Below are 24800 nucleotides of genomic sequence, written 5' to 3'. Positions count from 1 at the left end.
AACACGACAGTAAGTCGACAGCAGTGTGTCGTCCCAAAGGAATCAACGACTTGTGCGCTTCAAAGGTGGCGGCTGAGCTGCGCCGCAATGCGCATGCAAGCGGGAGAGACAGTCTTCGGATCGGGGCTGTGCCATGCCATCATCGGGCATTGATCACGATGACTGGAGTGTCTGCTTGAGCAAATGGATGATGTCGGTAATGGCAATGGTGGCGCTGAGCGCCTGTAGTGGTGCTCACCAGGCTGCACCCAACGCCGCACCAGAAGCGGCTGCTGCGAAGCCTGCAGCAGCAACCGCGCAGCGTGGCGAAGGCAAGCCTTATGAGGTGCTGGGCAGTGAAGTCTGGGACGTGCCGGATCCGGTCAGTGGCCGCAACTACCAGGTGTTCGTCGCCTTGCCAGCCGGCTACGCGGACAACCCGGACAAGCGCTACCCGGTCTTGTACGTCACCGACGCCGATTATGCCTTCCCGCTGGTCTGGCAGATGGCGCGGCGTTTGAATGTCGAGGGCCGCAAGATCGAGGACTTCATCCTGGTCGGCTTGTCCTACGCCAAGGGCGAGGGCGGCATGCACAGCCGACGCCGCGACTACACGCCAACCACCAATGGCCCGAGTGGATCGCCTGCCGATGCCGTGCACGGTGGCGCCAGCGACTACATCACCTACCTGGAAACGCAGGCGCTGCCATTCGTGGCCAAGCGCTTCCGCAGTGACGAAAGCCGGCGCATGTTCCTCGGCCATTCCTACGGTGCCTTGCTGGGGACGCAGGTGCTGCTGGAACGCCCGCAATTGTTCAGCGGTTACATCCTTGGCAGCCCGTCGTACTGGTTCGACAAGCACGAGATGGAGCGTCGACTGGCCGCGGCTGGCAAGCCCGCCGAGCTCCCCGTGCGGGCCTATATGTATGTCGGCGAGTATGAGTCGGTGCAGCACGGCGGCGATGCCGACATGGTGGTGGATGCGCAGCGCATGATTGGTTTGCTGGGCGCGCATGGTGGCCAGTCACTGGAGCTGAAGCTGGATGTGCTCAATGACGAGGACCATCTCAGTGTTGCGCCGCGTGGCTTCATGCATGGCTTGAAGTACCTGCTGGCCGCGCCAAAGGGCTGAGTCGTCCAATCCCCAGGGGCGGGCCCGGCAGGCACAGCGGCCGGGCCCGGCTTGCGCTACCACGACCAACGGCAGGTGTGCCGACCTGCGGCTTGGCTAGACTGCGTTCACTCCCTGCTGCCCGCGCCACGCCATGTCTTCGCCGCCAACCACGCATCGGATCGATGCCGCGCAGGGCCCAACCCGACGCCGGGTGTTCAGTGGCGAGCGTCTGGCTGCACGGGTCAGTTGGTATGCACCGGGTGAGCGCATGCACCGACACGCGCACGATTGTCACCAGCTCTCGCTGTTGCTGCTCGGCACCTTGATGGAGCAGACCGGGCAGGGCGAGGAGCGGCTGGCCGTGCCAGCACTGGGCGTGAAGCAGGCGGGCATCGTCCATGCCAATGATTACGGGCCGAACGGTGCGCTGATGCTGGGTATCGACCTGCCGGCATCGTTCGACCTGCAGGACAAGCTTGGTATCGGCCGTGCCTGGCAATGGCGCGGGCACGCGCTGCAGCCGCTGCTGCTGCAAGGCCGGGGACTGTTGTCGGCCTTGTTTGCAGGCGAGCTGGTCGCTGCCGATGTTGATGCCCGGCTCTGGGAATTGCTGGCTGGCATGGCAGCCCCGGACGAGCGCCCCAGCGGCACACCGCCACGTTGGTTGGCGTTGTGCTGCCAGCGTCTGCAGGATGAGAACGTGCCGCTGGCCGATCTGGCTGGTGAGCTTGGCGTGCATCCGGTGTACGTCGCCCGTGCCTTCGCGCGTTGGATGGGCTGTGCGCCGTCGGTGTTCCGCGCCCGCGCGCAGTTGCAGCGCGCCCTGCCGCTGTTGGCCAACGGGCAGGCCCTGGTTGATGTGGCGCAGCAGGCCGGTTTTGCCGACCAATCCCATTTCAGCCGGATTGCCCGCACGCACAGCGGGCTGACCCCGGCGCGGCTGCGCGCGCTGTTGCAGGCGTGAGCAGGTTCAATCCGTTCAAGACCCTGGGCAATGCCCTGGCGCATCGTGGCGCTTGTCAGCCACGGAGCCGCACCATGCATCTGCGCAACATCCTGTCCTTGTTATTGCTGCTGCCCGCCTGGCTGGGGGGCGTGACAACGGCTGCGGCGGCGTCGCCGCAACAGGCGGCGCGGGAGCTGGCGGCATTCCTGGATGGCATTCCGGAGCTGGGGCCGGGCTATGCGGTGGTTATCGTCGACCGTGACCAGCAATTGCTGGGCTATACCCGCGGCCTGCGCAACGCCAGCAGCCAGGCGCCGCTGACCATGCGCACGCCGATGTACATCGCGTCGCAGACCAAGTCCTACATGGGATTGCTGGCGCAGGTGCTGGATCAGCGGGGCGTGCTGCGCCTGGACAGTAGCCTGGCTGATCACTGGCCGCAGCTGCGCCTGCCTGATGGCGTCGATCCTGCCGCCTGGGCCTTGGCAGACCTGCTCAACCACCGTGTGCCCTTGAGCGCGGATGCGATCACCACGCTGGAGGCGTACATCGGCAGCCCCGATCCGGCCCTGTATCCGCAGCTGCTGCAGCAGTTCGCCAGCAAACGCGCCGATGGCTTCGACTACGACAATCTCGGCTACAACATCTACGCAGCGATCCTGCAGCAACACACAGGCCGCTCATGGCAGGACTGGTTGCAGCAAACCCTGTTCACGCCGTTGCAGCTGCACGAAACCGCAACGAATACCTCCAGCTTCGATCCGGCGCTGCTGGCGTTCAACCACCAATGGCTGGGTACCGAACAGGGCTGGCGGTTGGTGCCACCCAAACCTGACGCCTTGATGCATTCGGCCGGCGGCATGATGACGTCACCGCGCGACATGGGCCGTTGGTTGCGCTTGCAGCTGGGTGCAACCTTGGCTCCCCAATTCGATGCACGCTTGCTGGATGCTGCCCACCGGATCGGTGTGCAGGTCGATCCCAAGGCCCGCAATGCCTACGAGTTGCCCTGCAATGGCTATGCGTTTGGTTGGAACGTGTGTGATTTCGAGGGCCACACGCTGTATATCCACGGCGGCAGCTATACCGGCGCACGCAGCATGATGGCGTTTTCGCCGGATCTGGGCGTTGGTATCGGCGTGTTCTCCAACTCGGACAACGCCACTGGCTGGCTGACGTCGCGCACCGTGGTGCAGTTCTTCCAGTATCTGGTGGAGCATTCGGAAGCTGCGTCATGGGCGCAGATCCGCCAGAAGGCCTACCCGCAGCGTGTGGCCGACCAGCTGGCGGGCATGCGCGCGCGGCAGGCAAAGCAGCATGAGGATCCGCGTTGGCAGGGGTGGCAATGGCGGCCGGATTCGACAGCGCCCTATGCCGGTGATTTCCGTGGAGTTACGTTGCCGGTCACTGCGCAGGTGATCGTGGGCGGCGAGGGAATGCAACTTCAGGTGGGCGCACTAAATCGCAAGCTGACACCCGCTGCGCCGGATCTGTTTGCGGCGCAGGATGGGCCGTTGGACGAGGCTGAGTCCATGCAGTTCCAGCGAGATGTGCAGGGTGAGTTATTGGGGTTTGAGTTTGATGGGCAGCGTTATGTGCGTGTGCGTTCCCGGTAGAACGGCACGGGATGATTCAGAGGTTCGGGTGCAATGGGCGCGCAATTGTTTGTAGGAGCGGCGTGAGCCGCGAAGCTGACATTGCTGCAGTTGCAGATGTTTGTGGCACCTGACGATCTACCTGCTTCGCGGCTTACGCCGCTCCTACAAAAGCCTCGCCGCCTCTGTCAAAGATGTGTCCCTGCACAACGCAAAAGCCCGGCGTTACGCCGGGCTTTCGTGCAGCAACGTGATCCGTTACGGCTTACTTGAAATCCAGGGTCTTCTCGAAGGACTTCAGCTCGTGCCGCGCCATCGCCAGGTTGGCATGGCCGCGGTCGAGCACGACATACAGGAACAGGTCCTTGTTGCCGTCCAGTGGGCGGATCAGGTGGTACTGCTTGGACAAGGTGAGCAGGATGTCTTCCACCACCTCGTTCAAGCCCAGCGAACTGGCCACGCGGCGCTTGGCGCGCACGACGTCGGCATTGCCGGCGGCGGCAACTTCCATGTTGATGGCGCCGCCACCCAGCGTACCCAGCGTCATGCCGCTGTCGCTGTCCACCAATGCGGCGCCGATGAAGCCCGCGATTTCGCTCAAAGCATCCAGTTTTACGTTTGCAGCCATTTCTCATCCAATGAAGTAAGGGGTACTACAAAAGCAAAGCCCGCTCAGGTCCGTACCGGGCGAGCGGGCGCGCAGCATAGCGAATACCGTTGGACGCATGCGAGTTGGCCAGTCATGTGGAGTGCAACTGTGCGTTTTATGCTTGGCTTGCCGCCGGCTCGACGAGCGCAGGAAAAGGCAGCAGAACCCATGCTGGAGGCAGTGCGAAGGAAAGCGGCGCTGGCTTGCAATGACTGGCCACGGTGCTGCCTGCGCTCGATTCAGTACTGAATGGGAACCGGAATTCCGGCGCAATACCGGCAATGAATCCGTCACGGCCAGTTTACAGCCGGGTCGCAGAATGGCTGGCACAGGGTGAGTGTCCCGCGCTGAGACAGGCGGGGTGCTCGCTCGCTGTCATCGACTATTCCAAGCAGCGGGAGCGCACATCATGGGCAAGCCGGCAGTGGTTCTGGTGCATGGTTTCTGGGGCGGAGCGGCACATTGGGCGCGGGTGATACTGGCGCTGCGGGACCTGGGCTACCAGGATATCCGTGCAGTTGAGAACCCACTTACCTCCTTGGCTGATGATGCCGAACGCACCCGCAAAATGGTGGCGCAGGTCGACGGGCCGGTGGTGCTGGTGGGGCATTCCTACGGCGGTGCGGTAATCACCCAGGCTGGCAATCTGCCCAACGTGAAGGCCTTGGTGTTCATTGCCGCGTTTGCTCCTGATGCAGGCGAGAGCCCCGGCGGCATCACCCAGCAGCATCTTCCAGTCGCAGCGCCGAATCTGGCGCCAGACAGCGACGGCTACCTGTGGCTCAAGCCGGATAAATTCCATGAGAGCTTCTGCCAGGACCTGCCCGAGGAGGAGGGCTTTGTCATGGGCGTAACGCAGAAGGCGCCGTTGGCCGGTACCTTCGGTGAGAACATCAGTGACCCGGCGTGGAAGCACAAGCCAAGCTGGTATCAGATATCCAGCCAGGACCGGATGATCGCGCCGGAGAACCAGAAGGCGATGTCCGCCCGTCTCAACGCCCGCAAGGTGATAACGCTGGAGGCGGGACATGCATCGCTGGCATCGCATCCGGCGGAAGTCGCAGCCCTGATCGACGAGGCGGCGACGGCCACCACTGGCTGAAAGCGACGCGCATCGTCCGCCGCGTTGCCCAGTGCGGCGGCGCGGCGGTTCGCATATGCCCTCAGCGGAAGAACTGGCTCGGCGTCAGCCCGAAACGGCGCTTGAACATGGTGGCAAATGCGCTGGGGCTCTCATAGCCCAGCGCCAATGCAACGTCGATGACTTTCTCGCCAACCGCCAAGCGTTCCAGTGCACGCAGCAGGCGTGCCTGCTGGCGCCATTGGCCGAAGGTCATGCCCAGTTCGCGTGCACACAGGCGCTGGATGGTTTTGACGTCCACCTGCAGGCGCGCTGCCCACTCCTGCAGGGTGGAAGCATCGTCCGGGTGGCGTTGCAGCTGCCTGCCGATCTGGCGCAGCCGTGGATCGCGGGGCTCGGGCAGGTGTAGCGGCAGTACCGGCAGGGTCTGTACTTCGTCCAGGATCAATCGCATCAGCCGTCCATCACGCGAGTTCTCGGCATAGCGCGCCGGGATTTCGATAGCGGCGTGGATCAGCGATGCCAGCAACGGGGTGATGGACACCGCCGAGGGTGTCTCCGGCGCGTGTGGCATTGCCTCCGGGGTGATGTAAAGGCTGCGCATCTGCACCAGACCGATGCAATGCACCTGATGGCCGATGCCGGCCGGCATCCAGATCGCCCGCGTGCTGGGTACCACCCAGCGGCCCATGCCTGCATTGACCACCAATACCCCGGTTTCCGCGTAGACCAGCTGGTGCCGATCCGGATGGTGGTGCAGCGGAATCACGGTGGCGCTGGGGTAGTCCCGCGCCTTGCAGTACACCACGGTTTCCGGCCCGGCCGGGAGCGGCTGGCGACGGCCTTTTCGGGCATCCGGAATGTCCTTTTCGAAAGGATGCATGACCATATTGCGCAGGATGGACGTTGACCGCGACTCTACCATGCGCGTCCGCCCCCATCCCGCGGTTACGCCATGTCATCTCCTGCTTCAACGCTTGCAGCTCCCGTCCCACAACATCGCCCGGTCGCGGTAGGCGTGCTCGCGGCGATCAGCAGTTCGCACCTGGTCAACGACATGATGCAGTCGTTGATCCTGGCGCTGTACCCGATCTTCAAGGGTCAGTTCCATCTGAGTTTCGCCCAGGTGGGTTTGATCACGCTGACCTACCAGCTCACCGCGTCCTTGTTCCAGCCCTTGATCGGCCTGCGCACCGACAAGCGGCCGGCGCCGTATTCGCTGCCGATGGGCATGCTGTCCACCTTGTGTGGCCTGTTGCTGTTGGCGTTCGCACCGAACTTCGCAACGGTGCTGGTGGCGGCGATGCTGGTCGGCATCGGCTCGGCGATCTTCCATCCAGAATCCTCGCGCATCGCGCGGCTGGCATCCGGGGGCCGCCATGGCCTGTCCCAATCGGTGTTCCAGTTGGGCGGCAACGCCGGTACTGCAGTGGGGCCGTTGCTGGCAGCGGCAGTGATCGTGCCGAACGGGCAACGCAGCGTGGCCTGGTTCGCCTGCGCCGCATTGTTGGGTATTGGCTTGCTGACCTACGTCAGCCGCTGGTACCAGCAGCACCTGCTGGCCGTGGCCGCGCAGCCCAAGGTGGCGGCCAAGCCGGCCAACCTGTTGCCGCCGAAGACTGTGGCCTGGGTGATCGGCATCCTGCTGGTGCTGATCTTCAGCAAGTACTTCTACATCGCTGGTCTGAGCAGCTACTACACGTTCTATCTGATCCAGAAGTTCCATGTGTCGGTGCAGAGCGCGCAGCTGCATCTGTTCGGTTTCCTTGCAGCGTCGGCGGCCGGCACCCTGATTGGCGGGCCGCTGGGTGACCGTATCGGTCGTAAGCCGGTGATCTGGGCCTCTATTTTGGGCGTGGCACCGTTCGCACTGATCCTGCCGTACGCGGACCTGCAGTGGACCATGATCCTGACGATGGTCATCGGCTTCGTGTTGTCCTCGGCGTTCTCGGCAATCCTGGTGTATGCACAGGAGTTGATGCCCAACCGCATCGGCACGGTTTCCGGTCTGTTCTTCGGCTTCGCCTTCGGCATGGGTGGGCTGGGTGCGGCAGTGCTGGGCGTGCTCGCCGACCACACCAGCATCCTCTGGGTCTACAAGGTGATCTCGTTCCTGCCACTGCTGGGCATCGTCGCCGCGTTCCTGCCGAACCCGCGCGCGCCTTGAATGACAGGCGGCGCGCGCACCCTTTGCAGGCTGGGTTCCCGCTCCTCTTGCGTGCCAGGGGAAGATCTGGAGGGTTGCAGCTTTCGCCCCCTCCCTTTCGCAGCGCGAAGGGGAGGGTTGGGGAGGGGTAAAGCTCTTGCTGTAGCGCTGCCTGATCGTCTGATTGCACCCCGGCCTGGGCCTCATCCAGGATCGAAGCACACTGCCATGGCGGTCGCGGGCGCATGGGATGATTTCTTGTTTATCCGCTTTTGTTCACGAAGTTGCACGATTTCCTGTGTTGGTGCATGATTTCGCAATCAAGAGGCCGAGCGCCCGGAGTGCCGACTGTCGGTGCCCTGATGCCGAGTCGGATTCCCATCAACGCGGAACACCAACACATGACCGCCTCGAACCCCGACGCACTCCCGCAGGAGCGCCAGCAGCGCATCCTGGAGCAGCTCCGCAAGCACGGCCGCGTGGTTGCCAACGATCTGGCGGCTGCCTTCGCGGTTTCCGAGGATTCCATCCGCCGCGACCTGCGCGATATGGCCGCCAAGGGGCTGTGCAGGCGGGTATACGGCGGGGCACTGTTGCCGACGCCACGGTTCGACGCCTTGCCTGAGCGGGTGGGGCGGCAGGATCCGGAGCGCAGCGCGCTGGCGGCCCATGCGGCCTCCCTGCTGCTGCCCGGGCAGGTGGTGCTGATGGATGCCGGTTCCACCAATGTCGAGATCGCCCGCGCGCTGCGCGGCACCGCATTGACGGTGGTGACCAATTCCCCCGCGGTCGCCGATGCGCTGGCCGGCGCGCAGGCAACGGAGGTGGTGATGATCGGTGGCCGTATCGACCCACGCAGCGGCGGTGCCATCGGTTCCATCGCCTTGCAGCAGCTGGCGCAGTTGCAGGCCGATGTCTGCATTCCCGGTGTCTGCGCGGTTGATCCGGAAACCGGCATCTGGGGCATCAACGCCGAAGAGTGCGCGTTCAAGCAGGCAATGCTGCGCGCCTGCGACATGACGCTGGTCGTCGCCAGCAACGAAAAAGTCGGCGCACGCGGCAGCTTCCGCATCGCCGGCATCGAGCAGGTGGATCAACTGCTGATCAGCGACCGCGTGGCAGCGGAAATGCAGCAACGGTTCGCGCCGATCGCGCAGCGCCTGCAGCGAATCCACGTGGCGAAAGCGTGATCCAACGGCGCGGGTGAGCGCAACCCGCGCATCAGACAAGTACCCAGGAAGAACACGTGAACAATCCAGTACGTCTACAGCGCAGCCAGCAGATGGCAACCCGCGCCGCCTTCTTCGTCCCCGGTTTCGCGATTGCATGCTGGGCACCTTTGGTGCCATTCGCCAAGGCCAGGGCTGGCCTGGATGATGCATTGCTGGGTGTGCTGTTGCTGTGTCTTGGCTTGGGCTCGCTGCTGTCGATGCCGCTGGCCGGCATGCTGGCAGCACGCCATGGCTGCCGACCGGTGATGCTGGTGACCGTGTTGATGATGGTGCTGATGCTGCCGCTGTTGGCGGTTACGTCGACGCCGCTGGGCATCGGCATCGTGTTGCTGGTGTTCGGCGCGGGCATCGGTGCCATGGACTGCGTGATGAACATCCAGGCGGTGGTGGTCGAGCGTGAGTCCGGCCGCGCGATGATGTCCGGCTTCCATGCCTTCTACAGCATTGGTGCCCTGTCTGGCGCGGCATTGGTGACGCTGTTGTTGTCGATTGGCGGCGGCGCGTTGTTGTCGACCTTGGTGGTGGCCGCTGGCGTGTTGGCGATCACGGCACTGTCATCGCGCTGGTGGCGCAGCGAACGCGCCGAGCAGGGCGAGAGCAGCTTCGCCTTGCCGCGTGGCGTGGTGATCGTGATTGGTGCGGTGTGCTTCATCAGCTTCCTGGCCGAAGGCTCGATGCTGGATTGGAGTGCGGTGTTCCTGCATGAAGTACGCGGGGTGGAGCTTGCCCATACCGGTTGGGGCTTTGTTGCCTTCAATATCGCGATGACAGCCACACGCCTGTTCGGCGACCGGCTGGTGAACCAGCTTGGGCCGAGCATGGCGGTGCTGCTGGGTGGTTTGCTTGCGTGTGGCGGGTTCGTACTGGCGACGCTGGTGCCGAGCTTCGGCGTGGCCTTGCTTGGTTACGCGCTGGTCGGCATTGGCTGCGCCAACATCGTGCCGGTGATGTTCAGCCTTGCGGGGCGGCAGAGCCGCATGCCCGAGAGCGTTGCCATTCCCGCAGTCACCACCATGGGCTATGCAGGCGTGCTGCTGGGCCCGGCGGCAATCGGCTTCATTGCCCAGCAGTGGTCGCTGCCGGCTGCGTTCCTGATGGCAGCGGCGGCACTTGCGCTTGTCGCGGTGATTGGTTCGCTGCTGCGGGTGCGTTGAATGCTTGTATCCGCGCTCCAAGTGCCATCGCGCGCGGTCATTTGGAATCGCTGCGGCTTTCCACCTGCTGCGTTACGAGTACCTCCGCCGCTACCGCCGCCATCCGATACGTGTCACCTTTGGCACGGTGGTATGCGGCGCTTTCCTGGAGATCCTGCCCGGCGAAGCGAGTAAGAAAATGCCGCGGTCATACCTCGCCAAGCGATTTTTAAGTATTTCCTTATGGTTATTGGCTGTTGCTCTGTTACAGCATTCCAGGTCATTGAGTTCGGCATGATCAAAGGAATGAACGCATGCAGTGGATGCAGCATCCGGCCTGGGATGGCCCGGAGTCGAAGCGTCGGCTCATCGATGTGGAGTGGCCAGGCACGGGTGATTCGCCACCGATATGGCCAAGTCGCATCCGCTACCGCGATGAATTAAGTCGTTCCTTCCAGCTCGAAGCTACCTGCTTTTGCAGTGTTGAGGGGATTGAGCTTAAGCAGCTGCTGGGTAGACACGTGTCCTTCGGCGTGGACACTGGTGCTGGAGAGCGGCGCTGGCTCTCGGGGATCATCACTGCGGCCGCGAAGCGCGATGGCGCTGGGAGTTTCTCGTTGATCGATCTGCAGATCGAGTCCGCCTTGTCGCTGCTGGATCGTCGTCGCACGTGCCGTATCTTCCAGGACCAGAGCGTTCCGCAGATCGTGGCGACGTTGCTGGATGAACATCGTCAGCGCAACGCCATCATCGCCGCTTCGTTCAACCATAGAAGCGAACTACAGCGCGATTTCCCGGCGCGCTCTTACTGCGTTCAGTTCAATGAAAGCGATCATGCCTTCATCGACAGGTTGCTGGCTGAAGAAGGCATCCCGTACTACTTCACATTCACCAGACAGTCTGGCGCTGTTGCGCACCAGCTGGTGCTCACGGAGAAAGCTATCCGAGCGGATCAGTCGCTGCGTGCACTGCATTTCCGGGCGCAGGCCGATGCCGTTGGTTCACAGGAGCAATGGCTAACCCACTGGGAGGCCAAGTGCCAACTTGTGGGAAGCCGTGTCAGTCTCTCCAGCCACGACTACCAACCTGCGCATCGCCTGCAAGGTCAGGATGAGAACATTCAAGAGCATGGTGAGTACGGTCGGCAGGCAGCCGCCAGCCTGACTGACTACCAGTCTTTGGCACCGTACTACGCTGACCAAGAGCGGGAGCTGAGCAGCTACGCGCGGTTGCGGATGCAGGCTGAAGAGCAACAGGCAAGAACCTTCCTTGGGAGTGGGCGGCTGCGCGGTCTGGCCACTGGCGGGCGCATTTTGCTGGAGGATCATCCGGGGCATGCAGGCCAGAGCGAACATCAGCGGACTTTCGTCGTCACCGGGATTGATCTGCAGTTGCGCAACAACGTTCCGGAAGCGTGGCAGCTGCCTTCGTCGCTGCTGGAGCAGGCAGCTCAAGGCAATCTGATCGGGGGCGAGGAGCATCCCGCTCAGGCAGCGGACGACATCAGACTGTGCTTCAGTGCAGTCCATCGGGATGTGCCCTTGGTGCCGCGTTATGCGGGGAGCCTTGATCGCCCGACCGCAAATGGGCCGCAGACGGCCACCGTCGTCGGCCCTGTCGGTGAGGAAATATTTACCGACGAGTTAGGCCGTATTCGCATTCAGTTTCATTGGCAGCGCCCAGAAGAGCATCCGGCTGGCACGGCTGAGGGTAACGAGCGATCTTCAACTTGGGTGCGAGTGGCCATGCCCAGTAGTGGCGATGGCTTTGGCCATCAGTTTGTCCCTCGCATCGGTCAGGAGGTGTTGGTCGCCTTCCTGCACAACGATATCGATAGACCAGTGGTGGTTGCCACACTTTACAACGGCAAACATGAGACACCGGGCTTCAGTGGGCGACGCGGTTTGCCTGGAAATCACGCACTGTCGGGCATCCAGTCGCGTGAGCACCATGGTCAAGGTCACAGCGAACTACTGATGGACGACACTCCCGGGCAGGTCCGTGCCCGGTTGGCAACTACCCCGTTTGCCAGCGAGCTCAACATGGGCAAGTTGAGCTCGCCGCGAGTAGACGGACAGGCACAGCCACGAGGTGATGGTGCAGAGCTGCGTACCGATGCGGCACTGGCGTTACGCGCTGCCCACGGGATCCTGATCACCAGCTATGCACGCGAACTGGCCCGAGGTGGGCAGCTGGACCGGCAGGAGTTGCTGACGCTGCTTGACGAGTGCGGCGAACTCTTTCGCGGGTTGGGGCAGGCAGCGACCAATCGTGGCGCGAAACAAAGTGATGGCGAAGGCATGGCGACGTTGCAGGACGCCGTAGCTGCGTGGCCAGAAGCGGGAAATCAAGCCGGCGAGCCGGTCGTCGCCATCGCTGGCGATGCAGGCATCATCAGTGCTACACCGCAGTCGCAGCTGCACTATGCCGGCCAGAACCACGACGTTGTCGCAACTGACAACGTGCAGTCAGTCAGCGGCGGTGCCACGCTTTTGCAGGCCGGTGCTGGCGTATCTGTATATGCCCAGGATGGTGGCATCCAGGCTATCGCCAGCTGCGGCAATGTGCTGGTACAAGCGCAGGACGCGGACATCGCACTGAATGCGCAGAAGTTCCTGCATGCATCGGCGAGCGAAGGGGAGGTGCTGGTTACCGGCCCAACCATTCGCTTGGTTGCTGATGACGGTAGCTATATCCGTATTGGAAACGGCATTGAGATTGGTACGCAAGGCGATGTGAAGCTGCACGCAGCCAAGCACGATTGGGCGGGTCCGAAGACGGACAGTTTCGCCATTCCTACGTTTGGGCGTGATCCGGCGGCGCGGCAGCCCCGGTTCCACTATGAAGGTGACACGGCTGCCGTAGTTGCCAACCTGGCGTATCGCCTCGTGATGGAGGATGGGGACGTGGTTGAGGGAACGGCGGGGCGCGACGGGCAGGGGCTGCGCGTAGAGCGTGGAACCATGCAGAAAGTGGCTGTTGAAATTGCCAAGTCGGCTGAGGACGGAAGTTGATGCAACGCCTCAGCGTTCAAGGGTTGAATGCACCGTACTACCGCCGATGTGCTCAGGGTTTTCACCTGCGCACCGGCTTCACCTTGAGTGCTGGTGACTTGTGGTCGCCGTATCGAAGCGCTTGCTGACCATTGATGGAATGGAAGCCAGAATGCAAACAGGAGTATGCAAGTGAGTAACTACGAGACTGCGGGTCAAAGCCGACTTACACCCAATTCCACTGTGCCGAGCAATACGCCGGTGCCTCGTCAGCGGCCCGGCGTGGTCATTTTCCTGCATGGTGTCAATGACCCTGGCGCCAGTTATGCCTCGGTGGAAGAGGGCTTGTGCCAAGGCCTGAACGAGCGGCTGGACCGCACTGACTTGAGGTCGGGAAGGTATGGCGTGGATTACCGGGCGACTAAGGCCAAGCCCAAGCAGTCGCATACCGAACTGGATATTGAGAGGCTCGATGATCCAGATACGCATCTCTATCTACGTAAGGATGGCCAAGCCAAGAGTGTATTGATTCCGTTCTACTGGGGCTACCGGGCGGCCGAAGGCGAGATCCAGCGCGATTCCAAAGGCGATCCTGCCAAGATACGCACCCAGTATCAGGACAAGTTCGGCAACCGGCTGGACCGGCATTTCGGAAAGGGTGGTGGATTCTTCGCGAACGCCACCAATAACTTGCGCGAAATGTACGGCAAAGGCTTCGACTTGGCCATCAGGCATGTGGCAAATACCCAGCTGCCAAACAGTCAGTTCATGGGGGAGTGCCCGCATCGGCGCTATTTCGTGTTGGCCGCCGAAAGGCTGGCCAACATGATCAGCACCATCAGGAATGTCTATCCCTCCGAAACCATTACCGTCATGGGGCACAGCCAGGGCACCTTGATCACCTTGCTTGCGCAGGCAATGCTGGCCGATCGTCGGCAACGCTGTGCGGATTGCCTGATCATGGTGGCCAGTCCCTATTCGTTGCATGCCAAAGTCACACCGAAGGGAGGCGATACCTTGGGAGACTTTCTAGGCATCGTCGGCGCAGTAACTGGCGAGCCTTATGTCTTGCCAACGTTGGATGACCTTTGTGTTGGCCAACCCAAATCCGGTGGTCGCGCAGGCCCAGGATGGAGTGCGCTGAATGGGCATCGCATTGGCGTCGATGGTCGCTCGGCGGCATTCCCCGAGCGCGATAACCGGGGCAAGGTATATCTGTATTTCAGCCCTGATGATGCCACCGTAGGCTTGAGTCAGGTGGTTGGCATTGGCACCTTCGGCGTTCCCGACCTGGTGGAAGGGCGCGGTGCAATGGAAAGACTGCGTGAGATGCGTTTCTATCAGCGCTTGTGGACCAAGCGTCACCGTGAGGGCAAGCCGGTGTGGGTTGGTACTGAACCCAGTCGCCAGTTGCTGCGTGCCAAAGGTGAGCCACGTTATGCCGGTGGTGGTTGGTCTGCGAAGAACATCGCTGCTTCCGAGCCAATGAATGAGGACGAGAGCTTGTGGATCAATGGGGAGGCGTTGATGCCTATGCACGCACCAAGGATGTTCGGTGGCGAAGCGGTCAAAGGCAGCCCAAGCACTCTTGGCAAAGATCGTGGCGATGATGTCACCAAGAACATTTCGCTGGGAAAGGAGAAGGCGAGTTTCCCATGGGTGCCTTTACCAGAGGCCTACGCAGGGATGAAGGAAGATGCTGCTCTTGCCAAATTCAACAGCGAGGCCGCGGATGAAAATGGTCAGACGCGTGCCGTTCGCACCAAGGGCATGTTTGACAAGTCGCTTGAACGGGAAATGACCCCCGACGAGGCGCGCGCCTGGATGCGAACGGCGGAGTCGCAGCTGGAAGACAACAGCTATCACTCCGGTGTGCTACGCGATTCAGAAAATCACCGTTGGGTGACCGCAATGGATGTGGCAATTGGCCAGGGCCATATCCTGGACGACAAGGATTGGCGTGCGCTGCTGACGCTGATGGGGGATTGGAGGATGGAGGACAAGCAGATCCGAGCCATGAGAAACAATCCGAAGTGGAGTGAGCTGAGCGAAGGCACGCGACAGCTCATCGAGGCCTGTGGCCGTTACTACAAAACGGGGGAGTTTCCGGCATCCTCGCTTGTCAATTTGCGGAAGCCTCCGCAGATGGTGAGCGGCGGAAACTTCAATGAGAACCCATCATGAGCGGCCTCGGTACGATTCGCCCACGCTTGGCGCCTTATTGCTGGGCAGTGATCGTGCTTGGACTTGTCTGGACCTTGCTGATAGTTGCAATGGGTACAACGATGGACCTCGATGCCTCAGTGAACGACATGGAGATTGGTCACATGCGCAGCGCGATTGTTTTCGGAGTAACCGGTATTGCCTCGCTGGTTGCACTGGTCTTCGCAGGACACTGGGGCTACAAGGCGCTTTCAGGTAAATCGGATGTGGTACCTGTTGCATTGACGGAAGCTGCGGTGGTTGAAGATCCGACGAGCAGCCCGACCTGGTCGTTGGAGCTGCGCGGTGTTGGTATCGCCCCAGGCGCGAATCACCAGACCTCTGTATGGAAGAAAATCCGCGCGCCGGGGCAAGATGGCTTCAGCTCCATCTACTCGCAGGATCCCAATGACTACCCGGATTCCGCAAGTACCCGGGAGGACAACGCAGGCCTCAGCACCGGGGCGGCCTTCCGGTATGCCGCCGCCGATTCGGTGGCGTACTGGCCAATTCCCGTTTTCGCGGTAGAGCCGCCAATCCGTGACGACCGTGAAATCATACGTGCGGCGGGATTGATCGGCGAAGGCAGGTTTAGCGGCTCGCTCGGGGTGACATTGTTTCTGTGGCAGCAGGATGCCAACACCACCCATGCCCAAGCGACGATTGAGCAGCTGTTTGGGCTCTTCGATGACACCCCAGAACTTCCAATGGCGATGATCGCGGCGCGCGACGGTGATGTCATGCGGTGCAGCTATGCCCCGTTGGGGACACCGCCCATGCGTGACGAGCGTTTTGTTCCCGTGGTCGAAGACACCACCGCGGTGTTGTTGGTCGCACGCAGTGATCGTGTGGACCACTATCTGCGTCCGTATGCACCGGACTACGCTGAAAACAACCAGGATACCCGTACCGATCTAGGCAAGCTGTGGGCGCTGTTCTTTAAGACCAAAACTAGGGCGCTGAATCACTATGAGGAAGAGGCGCGCAACGCAGGCGCGCGAGACGCCACTGGTCCGGGTACCACGCCTACCAGCTTCTGGCAGGCCGTTTTGCCCGAGCTATGGAAAACAACCGACAACCGCGGGCCAGGCGACTTCAAGCCCACCCCATGGTTGCCGATTCGCTGGGCAAAGCATCAAGTAGAGGAGTTCGATCGTGCTCCCCACCTGGGTCATCTGCACCGGCCCATCAAGGTCCCATTGCGCGATGCCGAGGGGAAGCCTCTGAAGCAGGCGCTGCAAACGCTGGCGATGCTCGAAGGCTGGAAGCAGGCGCTCGCTACACTGCCGGAAGGTAGCGTGCCGGCCCGGGTGTTCTACGACAGTCATGATGGCACGGCGCTGGGCGTGGCCCTGAACAACGCCCTGCATACATTGAATGCCGATGGCCATGGCTTGGAACTTGGGAATGTCGATGAGGGCTTCGACATCGGCCGTCGCATCGCCGATGTCGGTTTGACCAGCCCGCTGGTGCAGATCGGGTTGGGCGCGATTGCCAGTTATCACGAGGGTGGGGTCAGCGCGGTGGTGTATGCCGGTGCCGATGGCAGCGCCACCATTCAGATGGTGCGGCCACCCAGTGCTGAAGAGAAAGCAAAGAACAACCCGCCCGGCGTCAACCACGACCCCTTCATGCGAAAGGTACGCGGCAGATGAAGTCGCCGATTTGCCTGGGTGATGCCACCAGCAGTGGAGGCAAGGTCACCGAGTGCCAGTTTGCGGGTACTCATGCCGTGAATGGCAGGCCAATAGCCGTGCTTGGGGATAGCGCGACGTGCCCCCTGCATCGTGGGAGCTTCCGATTTGTTGAAGGAGACCCAGCGCGAACGATGCGGGGAAAGCCCGTGGTGTTTGAAGGTCATAAACTTGCCTGCGGCTGCCATGCCATCGCCTGTACGGCTGTTGCCATCAGAGCGGATTGAAGAATCACGCGGCATCCTGCTGCTCGTGGCAGGGACCGTCAGGGTAGGCGCTCAAAGGTGGCGGTACGCGAACAACACCGGCTGTCCAATCAGCTCGCCGATCACAGTTGCGAAGCGATCCCGATCAAAGTCGCCGCCATTGTCGAACTGCACGAAGTTCCAGCCGATGCCAAAGCCGCCGCTCCAGTCCAGATCCAGGATGTGATATGCGCGACCATCATCGGGATTGGTCCACGTGGTCTGGATGTCATCGCAAGCAGCGTCGATGAAGTCGACGTAAGAGCCGAAAGGCTGAAGTTCCTCAAGCTCGGTGTCGTTCTCGGGAACGCAAGGCGCGCTCGTATTCTCGCCTGCGGTTACGAATGGTGGGTGATCCGCAGGTACTGTGAACAAGGTGACGGCAGCACGCCTGCGTTCGATCTCATAGCCATGTGCATCATAGAACGAGCGCATCCCTGGTCCCATCCGGTAACGCGGGCTTGCCCAGTTTGACCATGGATGCGCGCCGGATTTCCATGCATCGCTCATTACTACGCCATGGACCTGAAGTGCTTGTACTGCGTCTTCGATCGACCAATGCGGGGATGTAGGGATGGTATCGGGGATGTGACCCGCCGCCATATGGGAGCGCAGCACGTCCGCTGCTGATGTCCATGCTTGGTCGTAGAGATAGGCTGCTCCCGGAACACCCGCGAGCGCCATGCTCAGATCGATCAGCATGCACTGGGGGATTTCCTGCCCTGAAGCAGGCAGGAGAATCTGCTTCGCAAGCATCAATCTTTCCAGCTGCTGCCAGTCTGGGGCAGGCAGGTGAGGATGTTTTGGCAGCAGGAACCAGTGGTGCTCGGACATCGATCTGGGCTAGGGAGGGCATAAACCAACAGTACAAGATCTCACGCCTGTCGTGCGGTTCCTGGCTTATCTTTGTTGGCAGATGGTGCTGCCTGTTTTGCTAAGCACTAATCGGCATTGGCTTCGGCAGCATCCTGTCGGTGAGACCTATTCTGGGCTGACTGAAATATGTGGATGCCGAGTTTCGCGCGCATCTGAGTACGGCGCCGACGGGTTCTTTTTGATAGCCGAAAAACGCCATCAAGCAAGTGCTCAAGCAGTTGGCGGCGTTTGACAAGAAGGATCCTACGGCGTACTCGGCAGGCTGCGCACATGCACATCCTGCTGTGGGTAGGGAATGTCGATTCCCGCCTCCTGCAGCGCCGCATGGATACGGGTGATCAGCTCGCTGCGGATGTTGAGCCAATGGTCGTAGTCGCGCGTCCAGGCACGTACGCTGAAGTCCAGTGAGCTGGCACCAAAGCCAACGAACAAGGCGACGACGGCAGGTTCTGGGGCGACACCGGGTGTCTGCCCGGCGCAGCGGGACAGCAGTTCAAGCACCTGTTGTGGATCGCTGCCGTAGGCAACACCCACATTCACTTCCATGCGCCGGTTGCGGTCGAGTGGCGTCCAGTTGACCAGCGGCTCGGACAGCAAGGTGCCATTGGGCACCACCACGTCGGCGCCATCGAAGGTCTTGATGCGGGTGGAGCGCATGCCGATGTCACGGACGCGGCCGTTGATGGGGCCGACCTCGACCACATCGCCGGGCTGGATCGGTCGCTCGAACATGAGGATCAAGCCGGACACGAAGTTGTTGACCACGTTCTGCAGGCCAAACCCGATACCAACGCCCAATGCGCCGAACAGCAGTGCCAGCTGGCTGCCCTTGAAGCCGGCTGCCGATAGCGCGATCACCACGCCCAGCATCAGTACCGCATACGAGGCTAGCGAGGCGATGCTGTTGCCAATGCCGCGCGACACGCTGGTGCCATGCTGGAGTATGTCCTGCAGCAGCAGGCGGGTAACCCGGGCAGCCCAGAAGGCGATGGTGATTGCGGCGATGAAGGCCAGCACATGGCCGAGCGACAAACTGAATTCTCCAAAGGAAAATTCATGCGACAGCACCTTGCCGAGGACTGCATAGGTTGGCCGCAGGATGCGGAAGCTGTCCATCGCATAGACGATCCAGCCCACAACGGCCGCAAAAACACCTACTCGCGCCAGCAGGGAAAGCAATGGCGGCGCGTGATCGCGGGTAAGCCGGTAGCGCGCCAGGCTCGGCCTGCTGAGCAGCAGGTGCAACAAGCTCAGCAATACCGCGATGCCGACATAGAGCAGCAGGCCGAAGTAGGCGCTGTCGATGATCGCGCTGGTCAGCATTTCCGCCAGCGTGCGGTTGCCCAGGATATTGGCAAGCAGGGAGACCGCGAACAGGCCCTGCGCGCCCCAGGCCGCTGCACGCAGCAGCTGCCCGGTCCTGCCGGTTGTGCGTGCGTGACCGGCGCGGTAGGCCCGCCATTGCACGAAGCCGGTCAGCACCATGGCCACCAGGGTCAGCGCCAGCGTATACACGCGGAAGGCGGTATTGCTCGACAGGAAGAAGAAACCCAGCCCGGCGAGCAGGTACAGCAGTGATGCGACCAGCGGCCAATGCCCAAGCAGGCGCTTGCTCGCGGGCGGCAGCAGGCGCAGTACCGGGACCAAGGCGAACAACATGCCCGCCTGCAGGGTCAGCAATGGCGCATCGGGCTCCAGTACCAGCATGGCGACCGTGGACAGCAGCAACCAGGTTGACCAGGGCCGCGCCAGCACGCGCTGGGTGGCGGCGTCGATGCTGTTGTTGACGTTCGCTCGACGACCATAGCGGCGGGCCCACAATAGCAACGGCAGCAGCAGTACCTGGATCGTGTGGAACAGGATCTGCGTGTGGCGGTGTTCGCTTTGATAGGCGCGGCTGAACTCCAGTTCTATCTGCAGGCCTGAGCTGAGTGCGTCGCTGGCCGCTGCGCGCTGGTCGGGGGAATCCGTATCGATCTGCCAGAGCGGTGGTGAATCCACCTGCAGCAGCTGATGGTCGAGGTAGCTGATGGCATCGGTGACCGCAGCGTGGCCTGATTGCAGCCGCACCTCCATGGCATTGGCGCGCGCGCTGAGTTCCATCTGCCGCGAAAGCGGACCGGCAAGCGCCTGCTCGGCTTCGGTCAGGCGGGTTATCAGGGCATCGATGCGACCGAGCAGCAGTGGCGGAATGCTGCTCGGCTGCTGCCGTGTTGCTTGCCAGCTGGCACGACGTTGCGCGAGTTCGGCGGCATCCTCGGCATAGGGGGCGGTGGCGATCTGCAGCGCGTCGCGCCAGCGCGTGAACCGCTTGCTGTCGAACTGCCAATGTCGATCGAGGCTTTCAAGGCGCATGATCGGCACCCTGCGCAGCTGGGCAGGGGACAAGGCCTGTCGGCGCAGGTCAACCGAGCGGGTGATGTCCTCGAGCGTGGGTGCCAGCGCGATGATGGGGTCTGGTTGGCCAGCCAGCTCGATGGCGGCGATCGCCAGGCGCTCGTCGGTATCAGCGCGGGTCACGATCAGTGCGGTATCGACGGGCTCGGGAGTGCTTGCCGTTGGCGCTGCGGGTGCGGCCGTCGTGCCCGGGTCGAGCGGATGCGTTGCCTGTGCGTGGGCGACATGGCAGCAGACCGAGGCGAAACAGAACACTACTGCGCGCAGCCAAAGCATGGGCGACTCCCGGCAGGTGGATGCTCCGATCCACGTTGCCGGAGTTTGGCACAGCGTGTGTCCGGTGGGCGCTGGCATGGCGGTGCCCATGCCCGGACGCCGGTTTTCCATTGGCTGGGGAGGGGGCGTTGCGACGCCTGTCGCGAGGTTGTTACGTGACCTTTGGCCTATCCGTCGATGGCCGTGATCCCCTACGCTCGTCGGTTGTGCCATGCAGTTGCATGGCCTTTTCCCTGTTTGGCCGGAGATGTCCATGTCGTTTTCCAAGCTCGTCCCGTTGTCCCTGACGGTTGCAATCGCTGCCTCGCTCGCCGCCTGTGGCAAGACCGAAGCGCCTGCCGCGCCGGCTGCCGAAGCCAAGGTCGCGTTCGACCAGTCACAGCTCAAGACCCAGCTGATCTCGCTCAACGCCGCCGATCTGGATCCGGCAGTGCAGGCGTGTGCCGACCTCAACGGCTTCGTCAACAGCAAGTGGCTCAAGGCCAACCCGGTGCCGGGCGACCAGACCACCTGGGGCAGCTTCGAGATCCTGCGTGAGCGCTCGCTGGAGGTGCAGCACGCGCTGGTCCAGCAGGCGGCCGCTGGCAAGGCCGCAGCAGGTTCCAACGAAGCCAAGATCGGCGACATCTGGAAGACCGGCTCGGACGAGGCGGCCATCGAGGCTGCCGGCATCAAGCCGCTGCAGCCGGAACTGGACAAGATCGCCGCGCTGAATGACAGCGCCGCCATCACCGGCTACCTGCGTGATGCCCATGCGCAGGGCAATGGCTTCCTGTTCTCGCTGTACGCCAGCCCGGACTTCAAGGATTCGGCCAACGTCATCGCCTATGTCGGCCAGGGCGGCCTGGGCTTGCCGGAAAAGGGCTATTACTTCGACGAATCGCAGGCCAAGATCCGCGAAGCCTATGTGGCCTACATCGAGCAGTTGCTGACCTTGTCCGGCGTCGATGCCGTGCAGGCCAAGGAGCAGGCCAAGGCGGTGATGGATTTCGAAACCCGCCTGGCCAAGGCGTCGCTGTCGCGCATCGAGCTGCGTGACCCGTCCAAGCGCTACAACCCGGTCAGCGCCGCCGATGCCGACAAGCAGACCCCGAACTTCAGCTGGACCGCGCTGTTCGACACGCTGCAGATCCCGGCCAAAGACAAGTTCTCGCTGGCCCAGCCGGGCTTCTTCAACGAACTGAACACCATGCTGGCCGACGTGCCGGCTGCCACCTGGCAGGCCTACCTGCGCTTCCACACCGTGGACAACGCCGCGCCGTACCTGAGCAAGAACTTCGAGCAGGCCAACTTCGACTTCTTCAGCAAGACCCTGCGCGGCCAGCAGGAAATGCAGCCGCGCTGGAAGCGCGTGCTGGATTCGGTGAATGGCTCGATGGGCGAAGCCCTGGGCCAGCTGTACGTGGACGCGGTGTTCCCGGCCGAATCCAAGGTGGCCATGCAGCACCTGGTGGAGAACCTGTCGGTCGCGCTGAAGGCGCGCCTGGAAGGCCTGCCGTGGATGGGCGAGGACACCAAGAAGAAGGCGTTGGAGAAATGGGCCAGCTTCACTCCGAAGATCGGCTACCCGGACAAGTGGCGTGATTTCTCCGGCCTGACCACCAACAGCGACAGCTACCTGGGCAATATGCAGGCGGCGCAGGCGTTCAACTACCGCTACATGCTGGCCAAGATCGGCAAGCCGGTGGACAAGACCGAGTGGGGCATGACCCCGCAGACGGTGAATGCCTATTACAACGCGACCAAGAACGAAATCGTGTTCCCGGCCGCGATCCTGCAGCCGCCGTTCTTCGATGCCAAGGCCGATCCAGCGCTGAATTACGGCGGCATCGGTGCGGTCATCGGCCACGAAATGATGCACGGCTATGACGACTCGGGCAGCCAGTTCGCCGCCAATGGCAACTTCGACAACTGGTGGACCGATGCTGATCGCAGCGCGTTCAACAGCCGCACCGACCAGCTGGTCGCGCAGTTCGACGGTTACGAGTCGCTGCCGGGCGTGAACGTCAAGGGCAAGCTGACCCTGGGCGAGAACATCGGTGATCTCGGTGGCCTGACCGTTGCCTACGATGCGTTGCAGATGGCGCTGAAGGAAGACGCGAAGCTCAACGTGCCGGTTGATGGCTACACCCAGGACCAGCGCTTCTTCATGAACTGGGCCACCGTGTGGCGCCGCAACTTCACCGATGGCGAGCTGCGCGTGCGCTTGAACACCGATCCGCACGCACCGGCCAACTTCCGTGCCAACGGTGCGCCGTCGAACATGCCGTCGTATGCCGCCGCGTTCCAGTGCAAGGCCGGCGATGCGATGGTGCGGGCCGACGACAAGCGGGTTGTGATCTGGTGATTGCGGTTGCTTGATCGTGATCTGTGAATGAAGAAGGCCCGGCAATGCCGGGCCTTCTTTTTGGCTGGTTACATTGGCGGCGAGCTGCCTGCCCTTCTTTTTGTGGGAGCGGCGTAAGCCGCGAAGCAGATAGATCATCAGGTCGCACAGCTGCTGGCAACTTCAGCAGCACCAGCTTCGCGGCTGACGCCGCTCCCACACAAGCGCGTCCTACGCGACTGCGCCCAGCAGCTTCTGTGCGGTGGCCCGCTCCTCATCGCGCAGGGTCAGTACGCGTACGCCGGTTTCCGTTACCTCGACGGTATGTTCGCACTGCGCCGACAGCTTTCCATCGCGCGTGGTCACGGTCCAACCATCGTCGTGGTTGTCGATCGCCGCGCGGCCCTGGTTGATCATCGGCTCGATGGTGAAGGTCATGCCGGCCTGCAGTTCGAGCCCGGCGCCACGATGCCCGTAATGCAGCACCTGCGGCTCTTCGTGCATTTCGCGGCCGATACCGTGGCCGCAGTACTCCTTCACCACTGAATAGCCGGCGTCCTTGGCGTGGCGGTTGATCGCAAAGCCGATGTCGCCCAGGGTTGCGCCGGGACGCACCGCGGCGATGCCTTTCCACATGGCCTCGTTGGTGACGCGCACCAGGCGTTTGGCTTGATGGCTTACCTCGCCGATCAGGAACATGCGGCTGGAATCGGCGATGTAGCCGTTCTTCTCCAGGGTGATGTCCAGATTGACGATGCTGCCGCTGCGGAGAATGTCTTTCGATGACGGCACGCCGTGGCAGACAACGGTATCGATGGAGCTGTTGAGCACATAGGCGAAGCCATACTGGCCCTTGCTGGCCGGGCGCGCCTGCAAGCGGTCGACGATGAAGCGCTCGACCCAGTCGTTCACCTGCAGCGTGCTCATGCCTTCCAGCGGCAGCTGGTTCAGTGCTTCGAACACCGACGCCAGCAGGCGCCCGGATTCGGCCATCAATACCAGTTCATGCGGCTGCTTGATCATGCTTCTGCCGCCCGCATGTTTGCAGGGCTCACCCCGGCGGCGGCGAGTTCGCGGGCGACCAGTTCCTGGAAACTCAGCTGCGGGTTGAGTTCGCAAAGCATGCCGATCCTGATCCAGAACCCGGCTTGGGCGTTGATCGAGCGGCCAGACACGGTGCTGGCCTTGCGCAGGTTGTCGTGCAGTTCGTCGTCGATGTTCACGATGCCCATCGGTTGCCCCTTGAATTGACTATATGATTCATATGCGAATCATATGCCCGGGGTGCTGAACGAGACAGAAGGGGTAGCTCGGCGGGCATGGCCAGGCGTGAAAATCGATGGGGTGCCAACCGGGGTGGCTGCGAAGGACGCACCGACAGCACTGGCGAAAGGTGAGCGCTGAGGCGGGTTCAGGTTCCCGATCAGGGCCGGGGTTGGAATGGAGCGGGGTGGTCGCTATAATCGCCGGCTTACCGCGCCATCCTGGCGACTGGGCAACATAGGAAAACACCACCATGGTCAAGATTCGACTGACCCGCGGCGGCGCCAAGAAGCGTCCGTTCTACCACATCATCGTTTCCGACGTCCGTAGCGCCCGCGACGGCCGCAACATCGAGCGCGTCGGTTACTACAACCCGGTTGCACAGGGTGGCGAGCAGCGCGTTGTGCTGGATATCGCTGCTTGCGACAAGTGGATCGCCAACGGCGCCCAGATGACCGACAAGGTTCGCAACCTGTACAAGGAAGCGACCAAGGCCCAGGCCGCTGTGGCCTGATCCTGGCGGGGCCCCCGCCCCCGCGGGCCCCCGGGGGTTTTTATAAAAATATACATGGCCCGGAACCGCGGGGGCGGGGTTGCGGGGGGTTTTGTGGGGGGGGGGGGCAGAAACGGTTGGGGGGGGCCCCCCCCCCGTG

General features: G+C 62.3%; 19 protein-coding genes. 13 read left to right on the top strand and 6 right to left on the bottom strand.

Features of this window, described 5'->3' with window-relative positions; genetic code table 11:
• Window positions 1–205: 205 nt before the first annotated feature.
• The 3 genes from AC1VWL_RS03015 (at window position 206) to AC1VWL_RS03005 (ending at window position 3655) form a co-directional block, all read left to right on the top strand.
• Window positions 206–1111, top strand: coding sequence for an alpha/beta hydrolase (locus AC1VWL_RS03015; RefSeq protein WP_482985740.1), 906 nt, complete (start codon window positions 206–208; stop codon window positions 1109–1111).
• Between the two features lie 133 nt (window positions 1112–1244).
• Complete coding sequence (locus tag AC1VWL_RS03010; protein WP_482985703.1) at window positions 1245–2057, top strand: helix-turn-helix transcriptional regulator; 813 nt, start codon at window positions 1245–1247, stop codon at window positions 2055–2057.
• Between the two features lie 74 nt (window positions 2058–2131).
• Window positions 2132–3655 carry a serine hydrolase domain-containing protein gene (locus tag AC1VWL_RS03005; protein WP_482985702.1) on the top strand — a complete coding sequence of 508 codons (1524 nt, stop codon included), beginning with the start codon at window positions 2132–2134 and terminating at the stop codon, window positions 3653–3655.
• A 244-nt stretch (window positions 3656–3899) separates the two neighbouring features.
• On the opposite strand, the gene AC1VWL_RS03000 is transcribed toward AC1VWL_RS03005, so the two are convergent.
• Window positions 3900–4262 carry a roadblock/LC7 domain-containing protein gene (locus AC1VWL_RS03000; RefSeq protein ID WP_282269841.1) on the bottom strand — a complete coding sequence of 121 codons (363 nt, stop codon included), beginning with the start codon at window positions 4260–4262 and terminating at the stop codon, window positions 3900–3902.
• Between the two features lie 430 nt (window positions 4263–4692).
• On the opposite strand from AC1VWL_RS03000, the gene AC1VWL_RS02995 reads away from it, so the two are divergent.
• The gene (locus AC1VWL_RS02995; protein WP_482985701.1) at window positions 4693–5385 is read left to right on the top strand and encodes an alpha/beta hydrolase; all 693 of its coding nucleotides are present in this window, start codon (window positions 4693–4695) and stop codon (window positions 5383–5385) included.
• A gap of 61 nt (window positions 5386–5446) precedes the next feature.
• Here AC1VWL_RS02995 and AC1VWL_RS02990 read toward each other — a convergent pair whose 3' ends face one another.
• Complete coding sequence (locus AC1VWL_RS02990; RefSeq protein WP_482985700.1) at window positions 5447–6247, bottom strand: AraC family transcriptional regulator; 801 nt, start codon at window positions 6245–6247, stop codon at window positions 5447–5449.
• Between the two features lie 72 nt (window positions 6248–6319).
• On the opposite strand from AC1VWL_RS02990, the gene AC1VWL_RS02985 reads away from it, so the two are divergent.
• The 7 genes from AC1VWL_RS02985 (at window position 6320) to AC1VWL_RS02955 (ending at window position 16991) form a co-directional block, all read left to right on the top strand.
• Window positions 6320–7531 carry an MFS transporter gene (locus AC1VWL_RS02985; protein ID WP_482985699.1) on the top strand — a complete coding sequence of 404 codons (1212 nt, stop codon included), beginning with the start codon at window positions 6320–6322 and terminating at the stop codon, window positions 7529–7531.
• 380 nt (window positions 7532–7911) lie between these two features.
• Entirely contained in the window at window positions 7912–8700 is a 789-nt protein-coding gene (locus tag AC1VWL_RS02980; protein WP_482985698.1) for a DeoR/GlpR family DNA-binding transcription regulator, read from the top strand.
• A gap of 92 nt (window positions 8701–8792) precedes the next feature.
• Window positions 8793–9896: an MFS transporter gene (locus tag AC1VWL_RS02975; protein ID WP_482985739.1), complete on the top strand. Its 1104-nt coding sequence runs from the start codon at window positions 8793–8795 to the stop codon at window positions 9894–9896.
• A gap of 293 nt (window positions 9897–10189) precedes the next feature.
• Window positions 10190–12889: a type VI secretion system Vgr family protein gene (locus AC1VWL_RS02970; RefSeq protein WP_482985697.1), complete on the top strand. Its 2700-nt coding sequence runs from the start codon at window positions 10190–10192 to the stop codon at window positions 12887–12889.
• A gap of 171 nt (window positions 12890–13060) precedes the next feature.
• A complete protein-coding gene (locus AC1VWL_RS02965) occupies window positions 13061–15052 on the top strand; it encodes a T6SS effector phospholipase Tle3 domain-containing protein (RefSeq protein WP_482985696.1) in 1992 nt (663 codons plus the stop codon).
• Window positions 15049–16725: a type VI lipase adapter Tla3 domain-containing protein gene (locus AC1VWL_RS02960; protein WP_482985695.1), complete on the top strand. Its 1677-nt coding sequence runs from the start codon at window positions 15049–15051 to the stop codon at window positions 16723–16725. Before AC1VWL_RS02965 ends, AC1VWL_RS02960 begins: the two co-directional genes overlap by 4 nt.
• A complete protein-coding gene (locus AC1VWL_RS02955; RefSeq protein ID WP_482985694.1) occupies window positions 16722–16991 on the top strand; it encodes a PAAR domain-containing protein in 270 nt (89 codons plus the stop codon). The genes AC1VWL_RS02960 and AC1VWL_RS02955 overlap by 4 nt, the downstream gene beginning before the upstream one ends.
• A 51-nt stretch (window positions 16992–17042) precedes the next feature.
• On the opposite strand, the gene AC1VWL_RS02950 is transcribed toward AC1VWL_RS02955, so the two are convergent.
• Both AC1VWL_RS02950 and AC1VWL_RS02945 read right to left on the bottom strand, forming a co-directional pair.
• Entirely contained in the window at window positions 17043–17843 is an 801-nt protein-coding gene (locus tag AC1VWL_RS02950; RefSeq protein ID WP_482985693.1) for a hypothetical protein, read from the bottom strand.
• Between the two features lie 285 nt (window positions 17844–18128).
• Window positions 18129–20558, bottom strand: a complete 2430-nt coding sequence (locus tag AC1VWL_RS02945) for a mechanosensitive ion channel family protein (protein ID WP_482985692.1) — start codon at window positions 20556–20558, stop codon at window positions 18129–18131.
• A 253-nt stretch (window positions 20559–20811) separates the two neighbouring features.
• Between AC1VWL_RS02945 and AC1VWL_RS02940 the strand changes: the two genes are divergently transcribed.
• Window positions 20812–22905 carry a M13 family metallopeptidase gene (locus AC1VWL_RS02940; RefSeq protein WP_482985691.1) on the top strand — a complete coding sequence of 698 codons (2094 nt, stop codon included), beginning with the start codon at window positions 20812–20814 and terminating at the stop codon, window positions 22903–22905.
• Window positions 22906–23115: 210 nt separating this feature from the next.
• On the opposite strand, the gene map is transcribed toward AC1VWL_RS02940, so the two are convergent.
• Both map and AC1VWL_RS02930 read right to left on the bottom strand, forming a co-directional pair.
• Window positions 23116–23907, bottom strand: a complete 792-nt coding sequence (gene map / locus AC1VWL_RS02935) for a type I methionyl aminopeptidase (protein ID WP_482985690.1) — start codon at window positions 23905–23907, stop codon at window positions 23116–23118.
• Window positions 23904–24116: a ParD-like family protein gene (locus AC1VWL_RS02930; RefSeq protein WP_481510661.1), complete on the bottom strand. Its 213-nt coding sequence runs from the start codon at window positions 24114–24116 to the stop codon at window positions 23904–23906. Before AC1VWL_RS02930 ends, map begins: the two co-directional genes overlap by 4 nt.
• Before the next feature lie 284 nt (window positions 24117–24400).
• Between AC1VWL_RS02930 and rpsP the strand changes: the two genes are divergently transcribed.
• On the top strand, window positions 24401–24661 hold the full coding sequence (gene rpsP, locus AC1VWL_RS02925) for a 30S ribosomal protein S16 (protein ID WP_482985689.1): 261 nt from the start codon (window positions 24401–24403) through the stop codon (window positions 24659–24661).
• The last annotated feature ends 139 nt before the right edge of the window (window positions 24662–24800 follow it).

The organism is Stenotrophomonas sp. STEN063, assembly GCF_056854515.1.
The sequence above is the reverse complement of the archived record's forward strand: the minus strand, read 5'-3'. Positions and strand labels throughout refer to the sequence as shown.

Bases quoted from the DNA above. Each gene is read 5' to 3' on its own strand.
- AC1VWL_RS02990 (WP_482985700.1), bottom strand. From the start codon at position 6,247: ATGCATCCTTTCGAAAAGGACATTCCGGATGCCCGAAAAGGCCGTCGC.
- AC1VWL_RS03010 (WP_482985703.1), top strand. From the start codon at position 1,245: ATGTCTTCGCCGCCAACCACGCATCGGATCGATGCCGCGCAGGGCCCA.
- map (WP_482985690.1), bottom strand. From the start codon at position 23,907: ATGATCAAGCAGCCGCATGAACTGGTATTGATGGCCGAATCCGGGCGC.
- AC1VWL_RS02955 (WP_482985694.1), top strand. From the start codon at position 16,722: ATGAAGTCGCCGATTTGCCTGGGTGATGCCACCAGCAGTGGAGGCAAG.
- AC1VWL_RS02995 (WP_482985701.1), top strand. From the start codon at position 4,693: ATGGGCAAGCCGGCAGTGGTTCTGGTGCATGGTTTCTGGGGCGGAGCG.
- AC1VWL_RS03015 (WP_482985740.1), top strand. From the start codon at position 206: ATGGTGGCGCTGAGCGCCTGTAGTGGTGCTCACCAGGCTGCACCCAAC.
- AC1VWL_RS02950 (WP_482985693.1), bottom strand. From the start codon at position 17,843: ATGTCCGAGCACCACTGGTTCCTGCTGCCAAAACATCCTCACCTGCCT.
- AC1VWL_RS02960 (WP_482985695.1), top strand. From the start codon at position 15,049: ATGAGCGGCCTCGGTACGATTCGCCCACGCTTGGCGCCTTATTGCTGG.
- AC1VWL_RS02970 (WP_482985697.1), top strand. From the start codon at position 10,190: ATGCAGTGGATGCAGCATCCGGCCTGGGATGGCCCGGAGTCGAAGCGT.
- AC1VWL_RS02945 (WP_482985692.1), bottom strand. From the start codon at position 20,558: ATGCTTTGGCTGCGCGCAGTAGTGTTCTGTTTCGCCTCGGTCTGCTGC.
- AC1VWL_RS03000 (WP_282269841.1), bottom strand. From the start codon at position 4,262: ATGGCTGCAAACGTAAAACTGGATGCTTTGAGCGAAATCGCGGGCTTC.
- AC1VWL_RS02980 (WP_482985698.1), top strand. From the start codon at position 7,912: ATGACCGCCTCGAACCCCGACGCACTCCCGCAGGAGCGCCAGCAGCGC.
- AC1VWL_RS03005 (WP_482985702.1), top strand. From the start codon at position 2,132: ATGCATCTGCGCAACATCCTGTCCTTGTTATTGCTGCTGCCCGCCTGG.
- AC1VWL_RS02940 (WP_482985691.1), top strand. From the start codon at position 20,812: ATGTCGTTTTCCAAGCTCGTCCCGTTGTCCCTGACGGTTGCAATCGCT.
- rpsP (WP_482985689.1), top strand. From the start codon at position 24,401: ATGGTCAAGATTCGACTGACCCGCGGCGGCGCCAAGAAGCGTCCGTTC.
- AC1VWL_RS02975 (WP_482985739.1), top strand. From the start codon at position 8,793: ATGGCAACCCGCGCCGCCTTCTTCGTCCCCGGTTTCGCGATTGCATGC.
- AC1VWL_RS02985 (WP_482985699.1), top strand. From the start codon at position 6,320: ATGTCATCTCCTGCTTCAACGCTTGCAGCTCCCGTCCCACAACATCGC.
- AC1VWL_RS02930 (WP_481510661.1), bottom strand. From the start codon at position 24,116: ATGGGCATCGTGAACATCGACGACGAACTGCACGACAACCTGCGCAAG.